Raw genomic sequence first — 22,270 nt, 5'->3', positions numbered from 1 at the left:
CTCAATTATTTGGTGCCAAAGATCTTGTCGCCGGCATCACCGAGGCCAGGAATAATGTAACCATGCTCGTTCAGGTGACTATCGACAGAAGCGGTATAAATATCGACATCAGGATGCGCCTGCTGTACTTTTTTGATGCCTTCTGGAGCGGCCACCAAGACCAAGGCACGAATGCTGGTACAACCGGCTTTTTTCAGCAAATCGATGGTGGCAATCATGGAGCCTCCAGTCGCCAGCATAGGATCGACCACTAATGACATGCGCTGATCGATATCCCCAGCGAGCTTGTCAAAGTAGCTAACCGGCTCCAGAGTTTCTTCATCGCGATACAAACCCACTACGCTGATTTTGGCGCTCGGCAACAGCTCAAGTACACCGTCCAACATGCCAAGGCCGGCGCGTAAAATGGGTACCACAGTGATTTTTTTACCTAAGATGCGCTCCGCCTGAATTTCTCCGCACCAACCTTCCAGGCTGTAATCTTCTAGTTCCAAATCTTTGGTGGCTTCGTAGGTCAGCAGATTGCCCACTTCCCCGGCGAGTTGACGAAAGGTGCGGGTGCTGATGTCTTTAGCTCGCATCAGTCCCAGCTTATGTCGGACCAGTGGATGACGAATTTCATGAACGCTCATGGGCTCTCCCCTGCTGTAGGTAACGATAACGGCAATTTTCGGCGCGCGATTCTCGCATAAGCAGCGCTCAGGGCGAAGCAATACAATAACCAGACGGTTAGATTTTGCGGCATAATGGCCAATAGTCAGGTGCTGACCCTGACCGATTGAGTCGCGAAAAAGGAACGAATAATGCGCCGAGCTTGCGCCCGCCACATTCTGGTGAAATCCAAATCCCAAGCGCTAGAACTGAAGCAACAATTGGCCAAAGGTGCCGATTTTGCGCAGCTGGCCAAACGTCATTCGCTGTGCCCATCCAAGGCTAATGGCGGCAGTTTGGGTGAGTTTAATCGGGGTGAGATGGCCAAGGCATTTGATGATGCCGTCTTTAAAGGCCCCTTGTTACAAATCCAGGGACCGGTGCGCACCCGCTTTGGCTATCATCTGATCGAGACCATTTATCGAAGCTAAGCGCCGCTCGTGCTACACTCGCGCGCTTTGTTTTGACTGCATACAGGCGCACACGGCATGGCCGAACTCGGACGCACCAATACTCTGACCGTGGTCGAGCTGGCCCCTCAGGGTGCCTACCTCGATGACGATGATCAACAACCTATCTTGCTGCCCAACAATCAGTGCCCTGACGGCATTAAGGTGGGCGATGAGCTGACCGTGTTCGTCTATCTCGACTCGGACGATCGCTGGATCGCCACCCGCCAGCGCCCTCGAGCGCAAGCCGGACAAGTGGCCCACCTCAGCGTTAAAGACGTCAATAACACAGGTGCCTTTCTCGATTGGGGTCTTGCCAAAGATTTGCTGGTGCCGTTTGCCGAGCAAAAGCAACGCCTGCAGGTCGGTCAGCAGTGCCTGGTATATGTCACTACCGACAATACTGGCCGCCTAATTGGCTCCACTCGGCTGAATCGTTTTATCAAAGACGAAGCCAAAGCTCAGTGGCCAGGCGCTGATGATCCCTATAACAATGGCGATCGCGTTAAGCTGTTGATCAGCCAGCGTACCGATCTTGGTTATAAAGCCGTGGTCGATGACCAGTTCTGGGGCGTGTTACACAATAATGATGTTCGCACCGCCGTGCGGCCTGGACAGCGCCTGACCGGCTACATCAAACGCGTGCGCGACGATGGTCGGCTGGACTTGAGTCTAGAGCCGGTCGGCAAGGACAAAGTTAATCTGCTGGCAGAGCGCATTCTCGACAAACTCAAGCAGCAAGATGGCAGACTGTGGCTGAGTGATCAGAGCAGTCCTGAAGACGTCGAGCAACAGCTCGGTATGTCTAAGCGGGCGTTTAAAGCCACCATCGGCCGGCTGTTAAAGCTGGGTAAGATACGCTTAGAAGATCAGTCCATTGCCCTCACCGACGCTGAGCCCGTTAAAGGCCGCAAGCCACAAGAGCCTAAAACACCCAGCAAACAAGCCCAGGCCGCAGCAGCACAATTGAAGCAGCAAAGCGGCACTAAGGCACCGAGCAAGAAGGTTTATCGCAACCCTCGCAAAGGCGCCAATACACTTTCCCTTTCATCCAAAAAGTCTAGTTAAATCAGGATTTTATAGTGATTACGACCGCCAACATCACCATGCAGTTTGGTGCCAAGCCACTGTTTGAGAACATTTCCGTCAAATTCGGTGACGGCAACCGCTATGGCCTGATTGGTGCCAATGGCTGTGGCAAATCCACCTTTATGAAAATTCTTGATGGCTCATTAGAGCCATCTGCAGGTTCCGTGAGCATCAGCCCAGGCGAGCGCTTAGGTAAACTGAATCAGGACCAGTTTGCCTTTGAAGAGTTTATGGTGCTCGATACCGTCATGATGGGCAATCGCGAACTGTGGGCCATTCGTCAGGAGCGCGATGCCATCTACGCCAACCCAGAGGCCAGCGAAGAAGACTACATGCGTGCCGCCGAGCTGGAAGGCGAATTTGCCGAGCTGGACGGCTACACCGCCGAAGCCCGCGCCGGTGAACTGCTACTGGGGGCTGGCATCCCACAGGAATACCACAATGGTCCTATGGCTGAAGTAGCTCCAGGCTTGAAGGTACGGGTGTTATTGGCCCAGGCGCTGTTTTCCAGCCCTGACATCTTGCTGCTCGATGAGCCCACCAACAACCTCGACATCCATACGATTCGCTGGTTGGAAGGTGTGCTTAACGACATGAAGTGCACCATGATCATCATTTCCCACGACCGTCACTTCCTTAACTCGGTGTGCAGCCATATGGCCGACATCGATTACGGTGATATCAAGATTTACCCGGGCACCTACGACGACTTTATGATCGCTTCAACGGCGGCACGCGAACGCTTGCAAGCCGACAATGCTCGTAAGAAAGCACAGATTGCCGAACTGAAGCAGTTCGTCAGCCGCTTCTCTGCCAATGCCTCAAAAGCCAAGCAGGCCACCTCACGTGCCAAGCAGATCGACAAAATTGAACTCAACGACATCAAGCCGTCGAGCCGTCAAAGTCCGTTTATTCGCTTTACCCAAGAGAAAAAGCTGCACCGCCTGGCTCTCGAAATCACCGAGCTGTCGCACGGTTACGACGGTGAAACCCTGTTTGCCAATACCGATTTAATGGTCGAGGCCGGTGAGAAAATTGCTGTGATTGGTGCTAACGGTGCCGGTAAAACCACCTTCCTGAAATGCTTGGCGGGTGTGCTGCAGCCGAACCAAGGCACCGTCAAATGGGCCGAAAACGCCGATGTGGGTTATTACGCTCAGGATCACGAATACGAGTTTGAAGGCGGCCAGAATCTGTACGACTGGATGGAGCAATGGAAGACCCAGGAACATGATGATCAGGCCGTACGCGGCAGCCTGGGACGTTTGCTATTTAACCAGGACCAAATCAAAAAATCGGTCAAGGTCTGCTCCGGTGGTGAAAAAGGCCGCTTATTGTTTGGCAAGCTGATGATGGGCAATCACAACGTCTTGTTAATGGATGAGCCCACCAACCACATGGACATGGAGTCCATTGAGTCACTCAACCTGGCGCTGGAGCTGTACGAAGGCACCTTGGTGTTTGTCTCCCATGACCGCGAGTTTGTATCCTCATTAGCGACCCGCATCATCGAGATCAAAGACAATAAGATCGTCGACTTCCACGGCAGCTATGACGAGTACCTTAAGTCGCAAGGGCTGGAGTAACTCTCCTCCACAGCGTAATCAGATCACTGACGCCGGGCTTTGCCCGGCGTTTTTGTTTTTATTACCTTTGCCGCCCTGTCTTTGTTAATCCTGTTTTTGCCGGCCCTGCTTTTGCTAGCCGTGTTTTTATCACCCCGGCCGTTGTCTCCCTTGATTTTTATCCACACCGCTACCAACATACGATTCATATATAAAACGTAACGGATCAAATAATGGGTATCGTAAAAATCAACGACCAGCTGCATGACGATCTGCGCGATGCCAGTCAGGCTATGTCTCGCTCCATCAACGCCCAAGCCGAACACTGGCTGCGCCTTGGCATGCTGGCCGAACTCAATCCACAGCTGACCTATCCAGAACTAACGCGCTTGCTGTTAAAGCACCCTCAGGCGTCATTACAGGAGTTATTGCAGCATGCCAGTTGAACTTAAAACCGCTCAGCAGCTGCAGCACATGCGCCATGCCGGCGAACTACTGGCACAGGTGTTTGCCATGCTGGATCAGCACATGCAAGCTGGCATCAGCACTATGGAAGTCAATCATCTGGTCGAGCGCTTTATTATCGATGAGCTGAGAGCTCGGCCCGCCAGCAAAGGCCAGTACGATTACCCTTATGTGCTAAATGCTTCACCTAATGAAGTGGTCTGTCACGGCATGCCGAACGACAAAGATATTCTGCGTGACGGCGACATTATCAATATCGATATCACGCTGGAAAAACATGGCTATATCGCCGATTCCAGCAAGATGTATTGCATCGGGTCAGTATCAAACGAAGCACGGCGCTTAGTTGACACCACCTATGATGCGCTGTGGGCAGGTATCAATGCCGTCAAACCTGGAGCTCGCTTGGGAGACGTAGGGCATGCCATTCAGCGGCTGGCAGAACAGGCAGGCTACAGCGTGGTACGTGACTATTGTGGCCATGGTATTGGCCAGCAAATGCATCAAGCTCCCGAAGTACTGCACTATGGCAGAGCCAACACCGGCCTGGTCCTGCAACCCGGCATGACCTTTACCATTGAGCCCATGATCAATCAGGGCAGCCACCGACTACGCCATTTAAGCGATGGCTGGACCGTATTAACTCGGGATAAGGGCTTATCTGCCCAGTGGGAGCACACCTTGGCGGTGACAGAAGACGGAGTCGAGGTATTGACTCTAAGAGCGGACGAGTTACGCCATAGCAACCATTAAAAACATAAAAATCAATAGTCAAAACACCAGTGACAGCAAGGCTTTGCGGCCATATTTGTGACAATAATCACGAGGTACATTGTTAAGTTCTGTGTCAGATCAAGTCCAATCCAACCAGTTCACATCCTATCTACAGCACGTCTTTTTTCCTGCCCGGGGCGTGCTATAGTCGATCTACTAACAGATTCAAGGATTCACAATGCATCGTGTCACTCGTGAGGAGTATCCGCTTGATTCTCTGCAACGCATGGTCAACGGCGTCACCTTCTTTAAAGACCTAATCCAAACCGACAGCTCACAATTTGAATTGCTGATGAGCGTGTCCCAATTCATCACCGCCGAGGCAGATGAAACTATCTTGCACCGCGGCGACGATGCCAACACCCTGTATTTTCTGCTGCGAGGTCAGTTAGAAGTGTTGGCCGATGACGAGAAGAAAGAAGTTATCAACGAAATTAACCCAGGCGAGATGTTTGGTGTTATGGCCATGTTGCTTAATCATCGCCGCTCGGCTTCCATTCGGGTTAAAGCTCGCAACGCGTTGCTAGCGGGCATTGATTATCAACATTTTAACGATATCAATGAATTTTCGACCTTTACTTTGGCCACCAAAATCAGTTTCTTTCGTATGCTGTCGAATAATCTGCGTTGGACCTTAGAGCGCAACAAGATGGAGTTGCCAGATCACCCGCTGGTAGGACGTCTGCGTAAGCTGCCTCTGTATACCGGTCCAAAGAACACCGTAGAGGAGCTGCATGCACTGCATGATCTGGCCAACCAATTAGCTGAGCTGCTGAACGACTGGAACAGCAGCATGAATGGTGGCGAAGGTGAATGGGTGAGTTTTTAACTCAACGGCGTGGATTATTCGCCACGCCACCTTTAATACGACGATTTGTTCCTTCATAGACCTTGGTCAGACCATTACAATAACGCGCGTTTTCTTGCCGTAATGAGTGACACATGCCCGATTTTCTCCCCTATGTGCTGATCTCTCTAGCGCTGATCGGTCTGCTGGCCGTCGTACTGGAAGAAGTTATTCACATTAACAAAGCTCAGGTGGTGCTGTTTTTAGGTGCTCTGTCCTGGGTTTTGCTGTTTGTTTTCACCCCTGATACCGCCCATCACCTTCGAGTGAAGTCCGGCTTAGACGAAAATATCGCCGAAATTGCCAGTTTATGGCTGTTTCTGCTCGCTGCGATGACCTTTGTTGCTTACCTCAACAAAAAGGGCTTAATCGAAAGCCTGATCTATAAATTGCTGCCAGGCCAGATATCAGAACGCAAGCTGCTGTTATTAGCCGCCTTATTTTCCTTCGCCTTTTCATCGCTGGCAGACAATATTACCGCCACCTTGGTCTCGGTCGCGCTGATCTTATCGTTGCGCTTGCCGGCTAAGAAAACCTTACGCTTCGCCACTGTGGTGGTGTTTTCAGTCAACTCGGGCGGCGTCGCCATGATTACCGGTGACGTCACTACCTTAATGATCTTCCTGGCCGGTAAGGTCAGCATTGTTAACCTACTGCTGCTATCCGCTCCAGCATTGCTCGCAGTACTGGTATTGACCTTACTGCTGGCCCGGCCGTTAAGCGCTGTCGCGACCATCGATCGCAAGCCCACCGATGTTCAGCGTGTGGATGTCGTCATTGCCGTGGTCTTCTTGCTAACTATCATTAGTACCATCATCAGTAACGTACTGTTTGATATCCCTCCAGTACTGAGTTTTCTAACCGGTTTGTCAGTGATGTTTTTGGTCGCAAGGGCGTTTGGCGAGGACACGGAAAATCACCCGATTCTAAATTACATTCGTCAAATCGAGTTCGATACCCTGCTGTTTTTCCTCGGTATTTTACTGTTGGTCGGGGCATTGAAGGAAATAGAAGCGCTGGACACCTTTGTTCGCTTGTACGAAATTATGCCAGCCTGGGCAGCAAATTATCTGATGGGGCTGTTGTCAGCCGTGATCGACAACGTACCACTGACCGCTGCCCTGCTGAAAGCCGACGTTAGCATGTCTTTGCAAGAATGGATGAGCCTAACCTATGCCGTTGGGGTGGGGGGATCACTGCTGATTATTGGCTCAGCTGCGGGCATTGTTGCTATGAGCAAAATCCCCGCACTGACCTTTGGTGCCTATATACGCTACTTTGCCGCGTTACTGGTGGCTTATAGCGTCGGCTATGGGGCTGTCTTGCTGCTCGGTCTGTTCGTGACGCACTGATCGATACTGCTGATACAGAGACTGCAGCGGCTCCAGATAAGGACGCTGCTGTTGAATCCACCCTTGCAACTCCGCTGGCATAGACTGAGGCCATGGCAGATCAAACTGCTGCGGCTGGAATAGCGGAGCTAACAAGGCTGCAGCAGTGATATCAGCGCGACTAAAAGTAGGGCCTGCGAGAAAGCGTCCGTCTTGATACGCCTGCCCTAGGTCCTGCAATGTGCTTTGCAGCCTTTTCTGAGCCGCATTGGCGGTGCGCTCATTGATGCGCATCCAACGTCGCATACCCTTTTCTACCTTGCCAAATCCCAAGCGCAGCAACCAGCCGGTATACCAGGGCTGGCGGTGACACAGCATCGGAATAATTAACGAGGGCTGTTGCAACAAATAGTGGTAACACAACAGCCGCACATCAGGCCCAGTTTCATCGTCCAGACGCTGCTCCCATTGACGCGCCCGTTGCTGATCCTTAGCCGCGCCAGGCGTTAAGCTGTGTTGCGGATATTCGCGTTCAAGATAATCGATGATGGCTGCCGAGCCCTGAATTTTGAGACCACCATCGACCAGTAATGGAACACTGGTTTCAGCGGCCAAAGAACGAACCTTGCGCATATGCCGACCCGGCATAAGATCAACGGTTTCATAATGCAGGCCTTTGTAGTCCATCGCCCAACGTACTTTCTCGCAGAAATGCGATACCGGAAATTGATACAGCCTCATCACAACGCCGTTCCTTGCCAACAAAAGGCTCACCATAGCAGACCGCCATGGCGTGGCAAATGATAATCGGTCTACAAGTGGCGGATACTGTCGTAGTTTTGCTGGGCCTCGACGTTACCTAATGCGGCTGATTTCAGCCAAGCCTCTTTAGCCTTGTCAAACTTCTTCATATGGAGATAGGTGCCACCAATTTCCAACCAAGCAATACTGTCATCAGGATGACGTTGCAGGTAGCTCTGCCAGAAAGCCACTATTTTGTGCCATTGCCTGCCATGAACCACCAGAAAACGGTCGTACTGACGGTGTACACGCAAATTATCGGGAGCCACTTGCAATAAGTGTTTAAACTCTGCCTCAGCCTTTTGCGGCTGTTTCACATCCCAATAGTAAAAAGCAAGCTGTAAACGTGCATCGGCATCATAACCACCCAGTTGCTCGGCCAGCTCAACCCTGCTCGACTGCTCTTGCTGAGTGTAAAGGGAAATGTTCTTGCGCAGGTCGTAGATCAGGCTTTCCGCAATCCTAGCCGCCCTAGCTTGATAGCGAGTACTCCAAGGCTCACTAAGAATAACTCGACTGATTGATTGAGCCGCGTGATAGTAGTCTTTGTGCTTATATTGAGCACGCGCCAGCTGGTAACTGGTATCGGTTGCAAATGGATTGCCCTGCATCGACCGCTGCAACCAGTGAATACTCTGCTCGTAGTCCTCTAAGTGGTAGTGCGCTTTACCAAGGTAACGCTGTAATAAAGGACTACTTTCGTCGTCTGACAAAAAGCTTAAAACCTCTCGGTAGCGGTTGGAGTGAATCAAAGTTTTCATGGCATCTGCTGTGATTTCAGCCTCCACATCAAGCAGTCGAGGGTTCAGCCTTGCAGACTCTTTCGCTTGAGAGGCGACGCTTTGCATAGCTTCATAGCTTCCTCCCCAGCGTGGTCTAAGAGAGCGAATAAAGCTTTGGTATAAATGTTCACTGGCTGGAATATAATCCAGACCTTGGCGATAAAGTGCTTCAGCACTGCGTTCTTTTCCAGCCAGTTTATAGACCCAAATTCCGCTACTGTAGGCTGCTAGCGCCCGAGGGTTTCGATTCAACACCCGGTTAATATCTGGCATAGCTTGTTCAACAAAAGACGTCATGGCAGCAATCTGCTCTGCCTTCGTATCACCAATCACCTTTCCTCCACGAGCTTGGAAGGCTTTGGCCAACAGCGCATTAAGGCGCACTAAATAGGGCTGATAATGAGCGGGGGAATGTCGAACCCAATCCTCAATGGGTTGATCAAAGCGGGGATCTACTCCAGCTAACGATTGGTAAATCCATACCTCTTGGCGCTCCAGCAAACTATCTTGCTCTCGCTGCTTGCTCAGTTGTTCCAAGCCATCATTAAGCTGCTGATAGTTGCCGCTTAGTAGCCACTGCCGATACTGAAGTAACCTCGACTTTGCCTGGGCCCAATCGGCCACCCAACTGCCATTGTCAGGCGCAGAGTTGAGTTCAACCCCCTCGCTTTCATCCGCCGTGGAAGCCGGTGTTACCACCTGTTGTGTCGATTGTCCTGCAGGATTTTTATCACTGAAATGCACCTTGCCATCAGCGTCTACCCAGCGATAAATACCTGCGTGGGCAACTGTGAGGCATTGCAACCAGAGAAAAGAAAGTGCGATGAGCTTCATCATGATAAATAGAGCAGAATGACTCCGTAACGGCCTTAACCGCCCCTACGGAGTAAGAATTATAATTTCCAGACCAGCACCGTTGATGCTTTCTAGAATCGGAACCTCTTCCGCTTGCTCTGTTTCGTCCCAGTAAAGCGTGCCCGACAAACTCATTCTGCCACTGGCATCTTCATCACGAAACAGATTGGGGAAAGGATTGGCTAGCCGTTCAGCACTCGTCTCTTCCAGTAACTCTTTTGGCAGGGTCAAGTTAAGAGGACGGCGCTGTTTAACACTAGCCATCTCAACGACCTCAGACACCTGCTCATCTTGAGCTGGCTGAAGAGGCACGACAGACTCTGATTTACTGGTGCTTGCAGCATCAACAGCGATCTCATTGTAAATTGCAGCATCGTGCTTATGGCCACGCAAGATATGCTCTGATGGCTCGCTGCATCCCATACAAACCAGGGCGAATATCCAACTCACTGGCATTCCCGGTACTCGCATTCAGTTAGCTCACTTTCATCCACCTGTTCGTGGCGCACCAAGTTTACCGACAACTGCACCACGCCTACAGATTCCGCTTCAAATTCAACTTGCCCAACGTTATCAGGCAGAACTTGTATCGAAGGAGTTCCCAGTAGAATCAGCTGTTTACCGTTATCTGACAGAATTTGACTGTGAATGGTGTAAGTGTTGTTGGCATTTTCATCCACGCTTAAGATCAGCTGATACCCCCCCTCACCACGTTCTTCAAATCGACTGCTATCGCCTTCAAGAATGACATAGGACGACTTGCTCATTTGTTGGCCAGCAAAAAATAACTCAGCATCGACCTGATAAACAGACAGTGCCATAGCGAAAGACGGCAACAAGAGAGCAGAGATCAGCAGTGATTGTTTCAAAAAACGCATTACACTTTTCTGCGTGATGGACGAAAGTGCAACTTTACCTGATTGTAAGCAGCGCTCCTAGCCCGTTCTGCACCACTGCAGCGTGATTTTGTGATCCATGTTTGCTGCTAAGCCACCTACGTTGCCTAACTGTGCGACAGCTCTCACCTGCTGGTCATCGTCAACTAAGATAGGCCAAATATTGCGTAGCCAAACCGGAACTTGCCACTGCTGCCACCATTTTTTCAACGTCTTAGTTGGACGCCCCTGCGGTTTGAACTGATTTTGCGCGAAGCCGTCAGCCGCCACGATCCGCCAGCCATCGGGCAGTTCACCCTCAAACACCAGTTCGCCCAATGCCCAGCTCGATGGCAAAGTGGCTATCGACACTTCAACGGGCACAGCCACCGGCTGGAACAAATACAGATGCTGCTGATAGCGCCGCCAACGGTAGTCACCAACCTGGCCACCGGGACACTTGTCGGATGCGGAATGCAAACTGTCTAATAGCGATTGTAAACGTGCTTCACTGAGCGCTTGTGCGCCCTGACTTTGCCACCACAAGCGCAGCAGATAGCTGTGCATTAGCAGCGGCTGTTGCAGCAATAGTTCTAAATTCAAACGGCTAGCCGTGGTGCCTGGCCAGCAGCTTTGTGACAGCAAAGGCTGTAACTGCTGTTGCAGTAGAACCGTCAGTAAATCAGCATCTTGTTGCAACCGCTCCACAGTACGTAATGCGGCTGTTTTCGCATCTGGGTATTGCTGCCAAATGGGTGGCAAACCGTTATGACGCCACCAGTTGCGCGTTAACCGAACGTCGCAATTAGAATCATCCTCTATCCAACTAAGCTGGTTTTGACAGGCATACTGTTCCAGCTCGCTGCGGTAGACCGACAGCAATGGTCGCAGTAGCAGACCGGCCGCCAATGGTCGCTGCCGGCGCATGGCGGCTAACCCCTGCACTCCACTGCCGCGCAACCACCTCTGGGCAAAGGTCTCAAGTTGATCATCACCATGATGGCCCAGCACTAATACATCACCGCTCACCAAACAACGCTCAAACTCTTGATAGCGTGCCTTCCTTGCTGCTTGCTCTAAGCCATCACCAGCAATGTTGACCGCCACTGAACGCACCGTCAAAGGCACTTGCCAGCTTTGTGCTTGCTGCAAGCAATGCTGTTGCCACTGCCCCGCTAACGCAGATAAACCATGGTTGATGTGTAACGCTCTAACACGTGCTTTTAACGGCGAATGAGCCAAACAGTGCAGCAGTACGGTTGAGTCTAAGCCACCACTGTAAGCCACCCATATTTGTCCTTCGGGAGCCAGTGTTTGCAGCTCCTGCAGCAGACGTTGACGATCAATGGAAGACCAACTCAACGGCATCCTCTCCATAAGCGTACTTGAGCTCTTGAAGCAGCTCATCACTGGGGTCGATTCGCCACTGGTCACCTAAGCGAATATCGCAGCGTGCGACGTCGTTGCGATAGTCCAAGACCACCGGACAACCATCGATACGAGTGGTTAGCTGCTGTCGCAGCTGCTGGCAGAACTGCTCACCAATGCCATTGGCCTGCACTCTGAGTCGCAGCGCTTTGGCATAACTGAGACGCGCCTGACTGATTTCCATAGCGCTGCGGCCGGTAGCCTTTAAGCCGCCAGAATAGTCGTCATAACTGACTTGGGCTTCGAGGATCAGCACCTTATCTTTAGCGATCAGCTCACGCACTTGCTCGTAAACATCGGAAAACAGCGCCACTTCCATGCGTCCACTGCGATCGTCTAGGGTGACGAAGCACATAGTCGCGCCGCGTTTATTTTTCATCAGCCGCATATCGACGATCAGGCCCGCTAGTTTTTGCGTGCCCTTGCCCTCTTGCAAATTCGACAGTCGGGTTGGCACCAGCTGTCGGACTTCCTGCTCATATTCGTCGAACGGGTGTCCAGTAACAAATAGGCCTAGCGTGTCTTTTTCACCAGACAAACGTTCCTTCAGCGACCACTCTCGTATCTGGCGATAGCGCTCATAAGGGTCGGACGTCAAACTAGCCTCGGCTTCGGCCTCGCCAAACAGGTCCATAATACCCGCCGCCTGGTTGGCAGCATTTTGACTGGCGCTCTTGAGCGCATCCTCAATGCTGGCCATCAATACTGCTCGTGGCGCTGTTCGTTCCAGGTTATCAAAAGCACCACAACGTACCAGCGCCTCTAACACCCGTTTGTTTATACGGCCATGATCGATGCGTTTGCAGAAATCAAACAAATCCCGGTAGGGACCGTCTTGGCGCCCGGCAATAATGGCTTCAATCGGCCCTTCGCCGACGCCTTTAACCGCCCCTAGGCCATACACGATGGAACCTTGCTCGTTGACGGTAAAACCATAATGACTCTGATTAACATCAGGCAGTACTAGCTCAATAGCCATCTGCCGACACTCTTCAATAAAGGTGACGACTTTGTCGGTATTTTGCATATCTGACGTCAACACCGCCGCCATAAAGGGCGCCGGGTAATGGGTCTTTAGATACAGCGTTTGGTAAGACACCACGGCATAGGCGGCCGAGTGAGATTTGTTAAAGCCGTAGCCGGCAAACTTCTCTACCAAGTCAAAGATCTTCATCGCCAGGTCAGGATCAACGTCCTGGCTAATGGCACCACTGCGGAAGATTTCCCGTTGTTTGGCCATTTCTTCAGGTTTTTTCTTACCCATGGCGCGGCGCAGCATGTCAGCTCCACCCAGGGTATAACCGGCCAGGGTCTGGGCAATCTGCATCACCTGCTCCTGGTAAACAATGACCCCGTAGGTCGGCTCCAGAATTTCTTTCAGGCTGTCATGCTGGTAGTCAGGGTGTGGATAAGCGACTTGAGCGCGACCGTGTTTACGGTTAATGAAGTCATCTACCATACCCGACTCCAGTGGGCCAGGACGAAACAAAGCCACCAGTGCGATCATATCTTCGATATTGTCAGGCTGTAGGCGTCGAATCAGATCCTTCATACCACGTGATTCGAGCTGGAATACCGCCGTCGTTTGCGCCGCCTTAAGTAAGTCGTAGGACGGTGTGTCATCCAGCGGAATGGCATTAATATCGAGTGGCGGCAGTCCTTCTTTGGCACGCAGCCGATCGATGGTTTCTAATGCCCAATCGATAATGGTCAGTGTACGCAGACCTAGGAAGTCGAACTTCACCAGACCCGCTTCTTCCACATCGTTTTTATCAAACTGGGTGATCAAACCAGCGCCACCGGGTTCACAGGCAGTGGCAGAGAAATCGGTCAACTTGGTGGGTGCGATGACCACACCACCGGCGTGTTTACCGGTCTGTCGAGCGATGCCCTCAAGTTTTAGCGCCATCTCCCAGATTTCCTGGGCTTCCTCATCTTCGTTCAGGAATTCCTCTAACGCCGTTTCGCTGGCTAAGGCTTTTTCCAGCGTCATGCCTGGGTCGCCAGGAATCAGTTTGGATAATTTGTCCGCTAAACCAAAGGACTTGCCTTGTGCTCGAGCTACGTCCCTCACCACAGCCCGCGCCGCCATGGTGCCGAAGGTCACAATCTGCGATACCGCTTCTCGACCATAGTTATCGGCCACGTATTCAATAACGCGCTCACGATCTTCCATACAAAAGTCGATATCGAAATCCGGCATCGAGACCCGCTCCGGGTTCAAAAAGCGTTCGAACAGCAGATCGTATTCCAGCGGATCGAGGTCGGTAATTTTTAAGGCATAAGCCACTAACGATCCGGCACCGGAGCCACGCCCAGGGCCAACGGGAATATCTTCATCCTTGGCCCACTGGATAAAGTCCATCACGATCAAGAAGTAGCCGGGAAAACCCATCTGAATGATGATGTCGAGCTCAAACTTCAAGCGCTCGTCATAAGGCGTGCGTTTTTGCTGATAGTCGGGATCTGACTTATCGAGGATCTTCTCAAGGCGCTCTTCAAGACCTACCTCAGAGATGCGACGGAAAAACTCATCTTCCGTCATGCCGGTGGGAATCGGGTAATCCGGCAGGAAGTATTTGCCCAGCTGTACTTCAACACTGCAGCGTTTGGCTATTTCTACCGTGTTTTGCAGCGCTGAGGGGAGATCCGCGAACAGTTGCTCCATCTCTGCGGCACTGCGCAAGTACTGTTGTTCGCTATAATCGCGTGGCCGGCGCTTATCATCCAACGCATAACCCTGGCCAATTGAGACCCGTGTTTCATGGGCATCAAAATCATCCATGGTCATAAAACGCACATCATTGGTGGCCACCAATGGCATATTGAGCTTGGGCGCGAGCATAACTCCGGCTTTGACAATGGCTTCATCACCCGGTCTGCCAGTGCGCTGTACTTCGTAATAAAAACGGTCGCCAAAGGCTGCCATGTATTCACGCGTTAGCGCTTCAGCATCTTGCAGCCGGCCTTTAAGAATGCGCTGACCAATATCTCCATCACGACCACCTGACAGCAAAATCAAGCCGTCATTGTCTTCCAGCAGCCACTCTCGTTTTACCTGCGGCATGTCCTGATGCTGATTTTCCATGTAAGCACGGGATATATGCTCGCGTAGCAGCAAATAGCCAGCAGATGTCAGACACAGCGCGGTGACGCGATTGGGCTTAAACGGGTCATCAGGATTCTCTAGCCAAAGATCAGCTCCTAGAATTGGCTTAACGCCGGCTCCCAAAGCCCCTTTGTAAAACTTCACCAAGGCAAACAGATTCATCTGATCCGTCAGCGCCACTGCGGGCATCTGCTCGGCGGCGATCTTCGAAATCAGCCCCTTAACACGTATCGTGCTGTCATAAAGGGAATATTCGGAATGAACGCGGAGGTGGACAAAGGTCGAAGGCATAAAGACTCATGCAGGCATCATTGATCAAAGGCCATTTTACCAGCCTGATGACGGAAGGCTATCGCCATCGAGTGTCGTGTCAGACAGGCACTTCAGCATTAGCTGAGGTATCATGGCCGACATTTGGCTACGCTAGGATGGATGCCTAACCTGGCGACAGGATACGCCCATAACAGAGAACAATTTCATGCATCGCACCATGTTTGATACCCCCATTGTCAGTCACTTGCTGAGAGCCGGCTCACTGCTGTACTTACGCTTAAAAGGCTGGAAAATTACCGGAGAGATTCCGCGAGATCTTCGCAAGTGCGTCATGATTGCTGCACCGCACACCAGCAACTGGGATTTGCCCTATATGCTGATGATCGCCTTTGTCATGCGCACGCCTATTTACTGGATGGGCAAAAAATCTATTTTCAAACCACCCTTTAAGCACCTAATGATGTGGATGGGCGGAGTGCCCGTCGATCGTTCAAAATCAAATAATTTGGTGGATGCCTCCATCGCCACCATTAAAACCAATGATCGACTGTTTTTGATCGTGCCACCGGAGGGCACACGCAGTAAGGTCAGTGACTGGAAAACTGGTTTTTACCACATTGCCAACGGCGCTCAGGTACCTATTTTGATGGGCTTTTTGGATTATCAACGCAAAACCGGTGGCGTTTTAGGGACGTTTAAACCCACCGGAGATGTGCAACAGGATATCGCAGATATTCGTAAACACTATGCCCATATCGCTGGGCGAATAACGGATAAATACCAAGCCTAATCCTCAGCCCTAATATTCGGTCACAAGCCCTCTCACGTGGAGGGCTTAGATGTTTATTAATCGTTTGATCGACTCGAACATTCGCTGTTTTCAGCTCAGTCCACACCTGTACCTTTTCTTATTAGATGGCAACAGCCAGACTGCTCACAGTCTTTGTAGGTAACTCTAGCTAGCTCGCTTAAATTCAAGCAGACCGCAAGTTGGTATTGCACGACGTCTAGCGCCGACAAGACAAGCGGCCGTTATCGCACGGCCTTCATTGCTTTATTCCACCTTTTATATCTTTTTAAATCACGTCTTTACCTAGCCAAGCCAATGTTCCTCGCGAGGCTTTTGGGAGCATCGTAGGTTTACGATGCTCCACTGTTTGCTGCGTTCAATACACATCCTCCGAATTTACCTAAGCCAGTAGGTCATTGCTGAAAGGCGTTTGTCCGTGATGCCAATATCAGCATCGGTGTTGGTGAGCATGATTAGGTAACACGAGGAGAAGTTGGCTAGGCGTAATAAAATGCTGGGGATTTTTGGGCTATTGGCATCAGCACTGATAATGACCGTATTAAATAGCAACGCCACGATGAGCGCCTGGCGATATACCACTAAAAACCTTGGGGTGAGAGATGAGTAGCGTGCGCTAGCGAGGCTGTAGAATAAGCGCAGGATCGCGGCATTATGACTTCGATAGGTCTAGAACGGCGTTCGGTCTGGCGTGGCTATGATTGTTGGCGATTTAAAACGAAAAAACCCCGATAGCGTGAGCTACCGGGGTTTTGAATAAGAGCTTGACGATGACCTACTCTCACATGGGGAGACCCCACACTACCATCGGCGATGCTGCGTTTCACTTCTGAGTTCGGGATGGATTCAGGTGGTTCCACAGCTCTATTGTCGTCAAGCAAACCTGTATGAAGTGTTGTCGTCTTACGCGTTCAGCGACGTGACTTCAAATAAGGTTGGATACATGAGTGTTTTTGAGAATTCTCTTGCGAACCGGCGGTGCCTGTTCGTATTTCTTGGCTTGTGCTGAAGTTTCAGCCGCCCACCCGGGTTTGGGTGTTATATGGTCAAGCCTCACGGGCAATTAGTACAGGTTAGCTCAACGCCTCACAACGCTTACACACCCTGCCTATCAACCAGGTAGTCTTCCTGGGCCCTACAGGGAACTCGAAGTTCCAGTGAGATCTCATCTTGAAGGAGGCTTCACGCTTAGATGCTTTCAGCGTTTATCCCGTCCGAACGTAGCTACCCGGCAATGCATCTGGCGATACAACCGGAACACCAGAGGTTCGTTCACTCCGGTCCTCTCGTACTAGGAGCAACTCTTCTCAAATCTCAAACGCCCACGGCAGATAGGGACCGAACTGTCTCACGACGTTCTAAACCCAGCTCGCGTACCACTTTAAATGGCGAACAGCCATACCCTTGGGACCGGCTTCAGCCCCAGGATGTGATGAGCCGACATCGAGGTGCCAAACACCGCCGTCGATGTGAACTCTTGGGCGGTATCAGCCTGTTATCCCCGGAGTACCTTTTATCCGTTGAGCGATGGCCCTTCCATACAGAACCACCGGATCACTATGACCTACTTTCGTACCTGCTCGACGTGTCTGTCTCGCAGTTAAGCCGGCTTATGCCATTGCACTAACCTCTTGATGTCCGACCAAGATTAGCCGACCTTCGTGCTCCTCCGTTACTCTTTGGGAGGAGACCGCCCCAGTCAAACTACCCACCACACAGTGTCCTCGATCCAGATAATGGACCTGAGTTAGAACCCCAAATTGACCAGGCTGGTATTTCAAGGTTGGCTCCACCAGGACTGGCGTCCTGGCTTCAAAGCCTCCCAGCTATCCTACACAAGCCAATTCAAAGTTCACTGTGAAGCTGTAGTAAAGGTTCACGGGGTCTTTCCGTCTAGCCGCGGGAACGCAGCATCTTAACTGCGAATTCAATTTCACTGAGTCTCGGGTGGAGACAGTGTGGCCATCGTTACGCCATTCGTGCAGGTCGGAACTTACCCGACAAGGAATTTCGCTACCTTAGGACCGTTATAGTTACGGCCGCCGTTTACCGGGGCTTCGATCAAGAGCTTCGCAGATGCTAACCCCATCAATTAACCTTCCGGCACCGGGCAGGCGTCACACCCTATACGTCCACTTTCGTGTTTGCAGAGTGCTGTGTTTTTAATAAACAGTCGCAGCCACCTGGTATCTTCGACCGGTCTCAGCTTACGGAGCAAGTCCTTCACCAAAACCGGCGCACCTTCTCCCGAAGTTACGGTGCCATTTTGCCTAGTTCCTTCACCCGAGTTCTCTCAAGCGCCTTGGTATTCTCTACCTACCCACCTGTGTCGGTTTAGAGTACGGTTTCTTTGTAGCTGAAGCTTAGAGGCTTTTCCTGGAAGCATGGCATCGACCACTTCGGACTCCGTAGAGTCACCGTCATCACGTCTCGGCATTAAGAACCCGGATTTACCTAAGTTCTCTGCCTACCAGCTTAAACACGGACAACCAACGCCGTGCTGGCCTAGCCTTCTCCGTCCCCCCATCGCACTACAAACAAGTACAGGAATATTAACCTGTTTCCCATCGACTACGCTTCTCAGCCTCGCCTTAGGGGCCGACTAACCCTGCCCCGATTAACGTTGGACAGGAACCCTTGGGTTTCCGGCGGGGATGTTTTTCACACCCCTTATCGTTACTCATGTCAGCATTCGCACTTCTGATACCTCCAGCCTGGTTCACACCTTGACCTTCAACGGCTTACAGAACGCTCCTCTACCATGCACAAAGTGCATCCGTAGCTTCGGTGTACAGTTTGAGCCCCGTTATATCTTCCGCGCAGGCCGACTCGACTAGTGAGCTATTACGCTTTCTTTAAAGGGTGGCTGCTTCTAAGCCAACCTCCTAGCTGTTTTAGCCTTCCCACATCGTTTCCCACTTAACTGTAACTTTGGGACCTTAGCTGACGGTCTGGGTTGTTTCCCTTTTCACGACGGACGTTAGCACCCGCCGTGTGTCTCCCGGATAGTACTCACTGGTATTCGGAGTTTGCAAAGGGTTGGTAAGTCGGGATGACCCCCTAGCCTTAACAGTGCTCTACCCCCAGTGGCATTCGTCCGAGGCACTACCTAAATAGTTTTCGAGGAGAACCAGCTATCTCCGGGCTTGATTAGCCTTTCACTCCGATCCACAAGTCATCCCCTGGCTTTTCAACGACAGTGGGTTCGGTCCTCCAGTTGATGTTACTCAACCTTCAACCTGCTCATGGATAGATCGCCCGGTTTCGGGTCTAATGCTAGCGACTGGACGCGCAGTTAACACTCGGTTTCCCTACGGCTCCGCTATAAGCTTAACCTTGCCACTAACATTAAGTCGCTGACCCATTATACAAAAGGTACGCAGTCACCGAACAAAGTCGGCTCCCACTGCTTGTACGTACACGGTTTCAGGATCTATTTCACTCCCCTCACAGGGGTTCTTTTCGCCTTTCCCTCACGGTACTGGTTCACTATCGGTCATCTGGGAGTATTTAGCCTTGGAGGATGGTCCCCCCATATTCAGTCAGGATATCACGTGTCCCGACCTACTCGATTTCACTGCAGATAAGATTTCGTATACGGGGCTATCACCCACTACGGCCGCACTTTCCAGAGCGTTCTACTATCTACAAAGCAGCTTAAGGGCTGGTCCCCGTTCGCTCGCCGCTACTAAGGGAATCTCGGTTGATTTCTTTTCCTCGGGGTACTTAGATGTTTCAGTTCTCCCGGTTCGCCTCTACAACCTATGTATTCAGTTGCAGATACCTGCCTTATGACAGGTGGGTTTCCCCATTCAGAGATTTCCGGATCAAAGGTTGTTTGCCACCTCCCCGAAACTTATCGCAGGCTACCACGTCTTTCATCGCCTCCAGATGCCAAGGCATCCACCGTGCACGCTTAGTCACTTGACCATATAACCCCAAACCGTCTCAACATTTACAAGCTATGAAATGTGAAACTTTATGGTTGGGCTTACTGATTAATTACGGGTAGTAATTAATCAAATCAAGCAACCGCCGGTTCGCTTGAGAATTCTCATTCTCATGTATCCAAATTTTTAAAGAGCAATACAGGACCGAAGTCTTGTATTAAAAGCATTAAAGCAATTCGTGTGAGCACTTAGCTGAGATGACTGAAGCATCGTTTAAGGAGGTGATCCAGCCCCAGGTTCCCCTAGGGCTACCTTGTTACGACTTCACCCCAGTCATGAATCACTCCGTGGTAACCGCTCTCCCGAAGGTTAAGCTAGCTACTTCTGGAGCAACCCACTCCCATGGTGTGACGGGCGGTGTGTACAAGGCCCGGGAACGTATTCACCGTGACATTCTGATTCACGATTACTAGCGATTCCGACTTCATGGAGTCGAGTTGCAGACTCCAATCCGGACTACGACGTACTTTGTGAGATTAGCTTCACCTCGCGGCTTCGCAACCCTCTGTATACGCCATTGTAGCACGTGTGTAGCCCTACTCGTAAGGGCCATGATGACTTGACGTCGTCCCCGCCTTCCTCCGGTTTGTCACCGGCAGTCTCCTTAGAGTCCCCAACTAAATGATGGCAACTAAGGACAAGGGTTGCGCTCGTTACGGGACTTAACCCAACATTTCACAACACGAGCTGACGACAGCCATGCAGCACCTGTCACTGCGTTCCCGAAGGCACCAAGGTATCTCTACCAAGTTCGCAGGATGTCAAGAGTAGGTAAGGTTCTTCGCGTTGCTTCGAATTAAACCACATGCTCCACCGCTTGTGCGGGCCCCCGTCAATTCATTTGAGTTTTAACCTTGCGGCCGTACTCCCCAGGCGGTCTACTTATCGCGTTAGCTTCGTTACCAAAGGATCAAGTCCCCCGACAACTAGTAGACATCGTTTACGGCGTGGACTACCAGGGTATCTAATCCTGTTTGCTCCCCACGCTTTCGCACCTCAGTGTCAGTATCAGTCCAGGCAGTCGCCTTCGCCACTGATGTTCCTTCAGATCTCTACGCATTTCACCGCTACACCTGAAATTCCACTACCCTCTACTGTACTCTAGCCTGCCAGTTTTGAATGCAGTTCCCAGGTTGAGCCCGGGGCTTTCACATCCAACTTAACAAGCCACCTACGCGCGCTTTACGCCCAGTAATTCCGATTAACGCTTGCACCCTCCGTATTACCGCGGCTGCTGGCACGGAGTTAGCCGGTGCTTCTTCTGTCGGTAACGTCACACTTGAGGGGTATTAACCATCAAGCTTTCCTCCCGACTGAAAGTGCTTTACAACCCTAGAGCCTTCTTCACACACGCGGCATGGCTGGATCAGGCTTGCGCCCATTGTCCAATATTCCCCACTGCTGCCTCCCGTAGGAGTCTGGGCCGTGTCTCAGTCCCAGTGTGGCTGATCATCCTCTCAGACCAGCTACGGATCGTCGCCTTGGTAGGCCATTACCCCACCAACTAGCTAATCCGACGCAGGCACATCTGATAGCGCAAGGTCCGAAGATCCCCTGCTTTCCCCCGTAGGGCGTATGCGGTATTAGCAGTCGTTTCCAACTGTTGTCCCCCACTACCAGGCAGTTTCCTACGCGTTACTCACCCGTCCGCCGCTCGTCAGCAACTAGCAAGCTAGTTCTGTTACCGCTCGACTTGCATGTGTTAAGCCTGCCGCCAGCGTTCAATCTGAGCCATGATCAAACTCTTCAGTTTAAAAAGTTTCGATTGAAGGAATATTCAATCTAAATCTTGCTCAAGAATAAAACTGACTTAAATTCTTAAATGAATTTTCGACGAGTTCTTACTTGATAATGCTTTGTCTCCAGAGCATCTCAGTAAGCACCCACACGAATTACTTAATGCTGATTTTTAAAGAACGTTGCCAGATCTTTCGATCAAAGCGGGCTGCGTATTTTAATGAAGCAGCCTTTAGTGTCAAGCGATTTTTTAAGTTTCTTTCGAAGCTTGTCGCTGACTGATCTGGAAGAAAGCTTCTCAGATCGAGCGGCGCATTATACAGCGCCTTTTTGGTTTGGCAACCGTTAATTTCAAATATTTTCTAGTGAAATCAACGAGTTACTTAACCGACCAAAGAGCTCACCGAGCTAGCTGGTCTCGAATCAAGGCGGCGTATACTACACTCAAAAACCAAAAGGTCAATGCCTTGTTTCGATATTT

General features: G+C 51.2%; 16 protein-coding genes and 3 rRNA genes. 8 read left to right on the top strand and 11 right to left on the bottom strand.

Going from position 1 to position 22,270, the window contains the following annotated elements; translation table 11 throughout:
- Positions 1-5: 5 nt before the first annotated feature.
- Positions 6-632, bottom strand: a complete 627-nt coding sequence (gene upp, locus AC55FS_RS07215; protein ID WP_496935395.1) for a uracil phosphoribosyltransferase — start codon at positions 630-632, stop codon at positions 6-8.
- 171 nt (positions 633-803) lie between these two features.
- On the opposite strand from upp, the gene AC55FS_RS07210 reads away from it, so the two are divergent.
- The 7 genes from AC55FS_RS07210 (at position 804) to nhaD (ending at position 7,192) form a co-directional block, all read left to right on the top strand.
- The gene (locus tag AC55FS_RS07210; protein WP_496935394.1) at positions 804-1,082 is read left to right on the top strand and encodes a peptidylprolyl isomerase; all 279 of its coding nucleotides are present in this window, start codon (positions 804-806) and stop codon (positions 1,080-1,082) included.
- Between the two features lie 57 nt (positions 1,083-1,139).
- Positions 1,140-2,168, top strand: a complete 1,029-nt coding sequence (locus AC55FS_RS07205) for a CvfB family protein (RefSeq protein WP_496935393.1) — start codon at positions 1,140-1,142, stop codon at positions 2,166-2,168.
- A gap of 14 nt (positions 2,169-2,182) precedes the next feature.
- Complete coding sequence (locus tag AC55FS_RS07200; RefSeq protein WP_496935392.1) at positions 2,183-3,775, top strand: ABC-F family ATPase; 1,593 nt, start codon at positions 2,183-2,185, stop codon at positions 3,773-3,775.
- A gap of 212 nt (positions 3,776-3,987) precedes the next feature.
- Positions 3,988-4,200, top strand: coding sequence for a ParD-like family protein (locus AC55FS_RS07195; protein ID WP_496935391.1), 213 nt, complete (start codon positions 3,988-3,990; stop codon positions 4,198-4,200).
- Positions 4,190-4,972: a type I methionyl aminopeptidase gene (map, locus tag AC55FS_RS07190; protein WP_496935390.1), complete on the top strand. Its 783-nt coding sequence runs from the start codon at positions 4,190-4,192 to the stop codon at positions 4,970-4,972. Before AC55FS_RS07195 ends, map begins: the two co-directional genes overlap by 11 nt.
- A 199-nt stretch (positions 4,973-5,171) precedes the next feature.
- Positions 5,172-5,822, top strand: coding sequence for a cyclic nucleotide-binding domain-containing protein (locus AC55FS_RS07185; protein WP_496935389.1), 651 nt, complete (start codon positions 5,172-5,174; stop codon positions 5,820-5,822).
- Between the two features lie 113 nt (positions 5,823-5,935).
- A complete protein-coding gene (gene nhaD / locus AC55FS_RS07180) occupies positions 5,936-7,192 on the top strand; it encodes a sodium:proton antiporter NhaD (RefSeq protein WP_496935388.1) in 1,257 nt (418 codons plus the stop codon).
- On the opposite strand, the gene AC55FS_RS07175 is transcribed toward nhaD, so the two are convergent.
- The 6 genes from AC55FS_RS07175 to dnaE form a co-directional block, all read right to left on the bottom strand.
- On the bottom strand, positions 7,127-7,912 hold the full coding sequence (locus AC55FS_RS07175; protein ID WP_496935956.1) for a glutathione S-transferase family protein: 786 nt from the start codon (positions 7,910-7,912) through the stop codon (positions 7,127-7,129). The two genes, nhaD and AC55FS_RS07175, sit on opposite strands and share 66 nt — an antisense overlap.
- Positions 7,913-7,983: 71 nt before the next feature.
- Entirely contained in the window at positions 7,984-9,591 is a 1,608-nt protein-coding gene (locus tag AC55FS_RS07170; protein ID WP_496935387.1) for a DUF4124 domain-containing protein, read from the bottom strand.
- A 42-nt stretch (positions 9,592-9,633) separates the two neighbouring features.
- Positions 9,634-10,065 carry a hypothetical protein gene (locus AC55FS_RS07165; protein ID WP_496935386.1) on the bottom strand — a complete coding sequence of 144 codons (432 nt, stop codon included), beginning with the start codon at positions 10,063-10,065 and terminating at the stop codon, positions 9,634-9,636.
- Positions 10,056-10,487 carry a hypothetical protein gene (locus tag AC55FS_RS07160; protein ID WP_496935385.1) on the bottom strand — a complete coding sequence of 144 codons (432 nt, stop codon included), beginning with the start codon at positions 10,485-10,487 and terminating at the stop codon, positions 10,056-10,058. The genes AC55FS_RS07165 and AC55FS_RS07160 overlap by 10 nt, the downstream gene beginning before the upstream one ends.
- Before the next feature lie 57 nt (positions 10,488-10,544).
- Complete coding sequence (gene tilS, locus AC55FS_RS07155; protein WP_496935384.1) at positions 10,545-11,846, bottom strand: tRNA lysidine(34) synthetase TilS; 1,302 nt, start codon at positions 11,844-11,846, stop codon at positions 10,545-10,547.
- The gene (gene dnaE / locus AC55FS_RS07150; protein ID WP_496935383.1) at positions 11,827-15,312 is read right to left on the bottom strand and encodes a DNA polymerase III subunit alpha; all 3,486 of its coding nucleotides are present in this window, start codon (positions 15,310-15,312) and stop codon (positions 11,827-11,829) included. Before dnaE ends, tilS begins: the two co-directional genes overlap by 20 nt.
- Before the next feature lie 187 nt (positions 15,313-15,499).
- On the opposite strand from dnaE, the gene AC55FS_RS07145 reads away from it, so the two are divergent.
- Positions 15,500-16,084 (top strand): lysophospholipid acyltransferase family protein, encoded by a 585-nt coding sequence (locus AC55FS_RS07145; RefSeq protein ID WP_496935382.1) that lies wholly within the window; start codon positions 15,500-15,502, stop codon positions 16,082-16,084.
- 396 nt (positions 16,085-16,480) lie between these two features.
- Here the strand turns inward: AC55FS_RS07145 and AC55FS_RS07140 are convergent, their stop codons facing one another.
- The 4 genes from AC55FS_RS07140 to AC55FS_RS07125 form a co-directional block, all read right to left on the bottom strand.
- Positions 16,481-16,660: a hypothetical protein gene (locus AC55FS_RS07140; RefSeq protein WP_496933914.1), complete on the bottom strand. Its 180-nt coding sequence runs from the start codon at positions 16,658-16,660 to the stop codon at positions 16,481-16,483.
- Positions 16,661-16,864: 204 nt separating this feature from the next.
- Positions 16,865-16,980 (bottom strand): 5S ribosomal RNA (gene rrf / locus AC55FS_RS07135).
- Positions 16,981-17,144: 164 nt separating this feature from the next.
- Positions 17,145-20,032 (bottom strand): 23S ribosomal RNA (locus AC55FS_RS07130).
- A 234-nt stretch (positions 20,033-20,266) separates the two neighbouring features.
- Positions 20,267-21,805, bottom strand: a 16S ribosomal RNA gene (locus AC55FS_RS07125).
- The 16S, 23S and 5S rRNA genes sit together here, the layout of an rRNA operon.
- Positions 21,806-22,270 lie beyond the last annotated feature (465 nt).

It is taken from the genome of Bacterioplanes sp. CLAM21 (genome assembly GCF_059641015.1).
The sequence above is the reverse complement of the archived record's forward strand: the minus strand, read 5'-3'. Positions and strand labels throughout refer to the sequence as shown.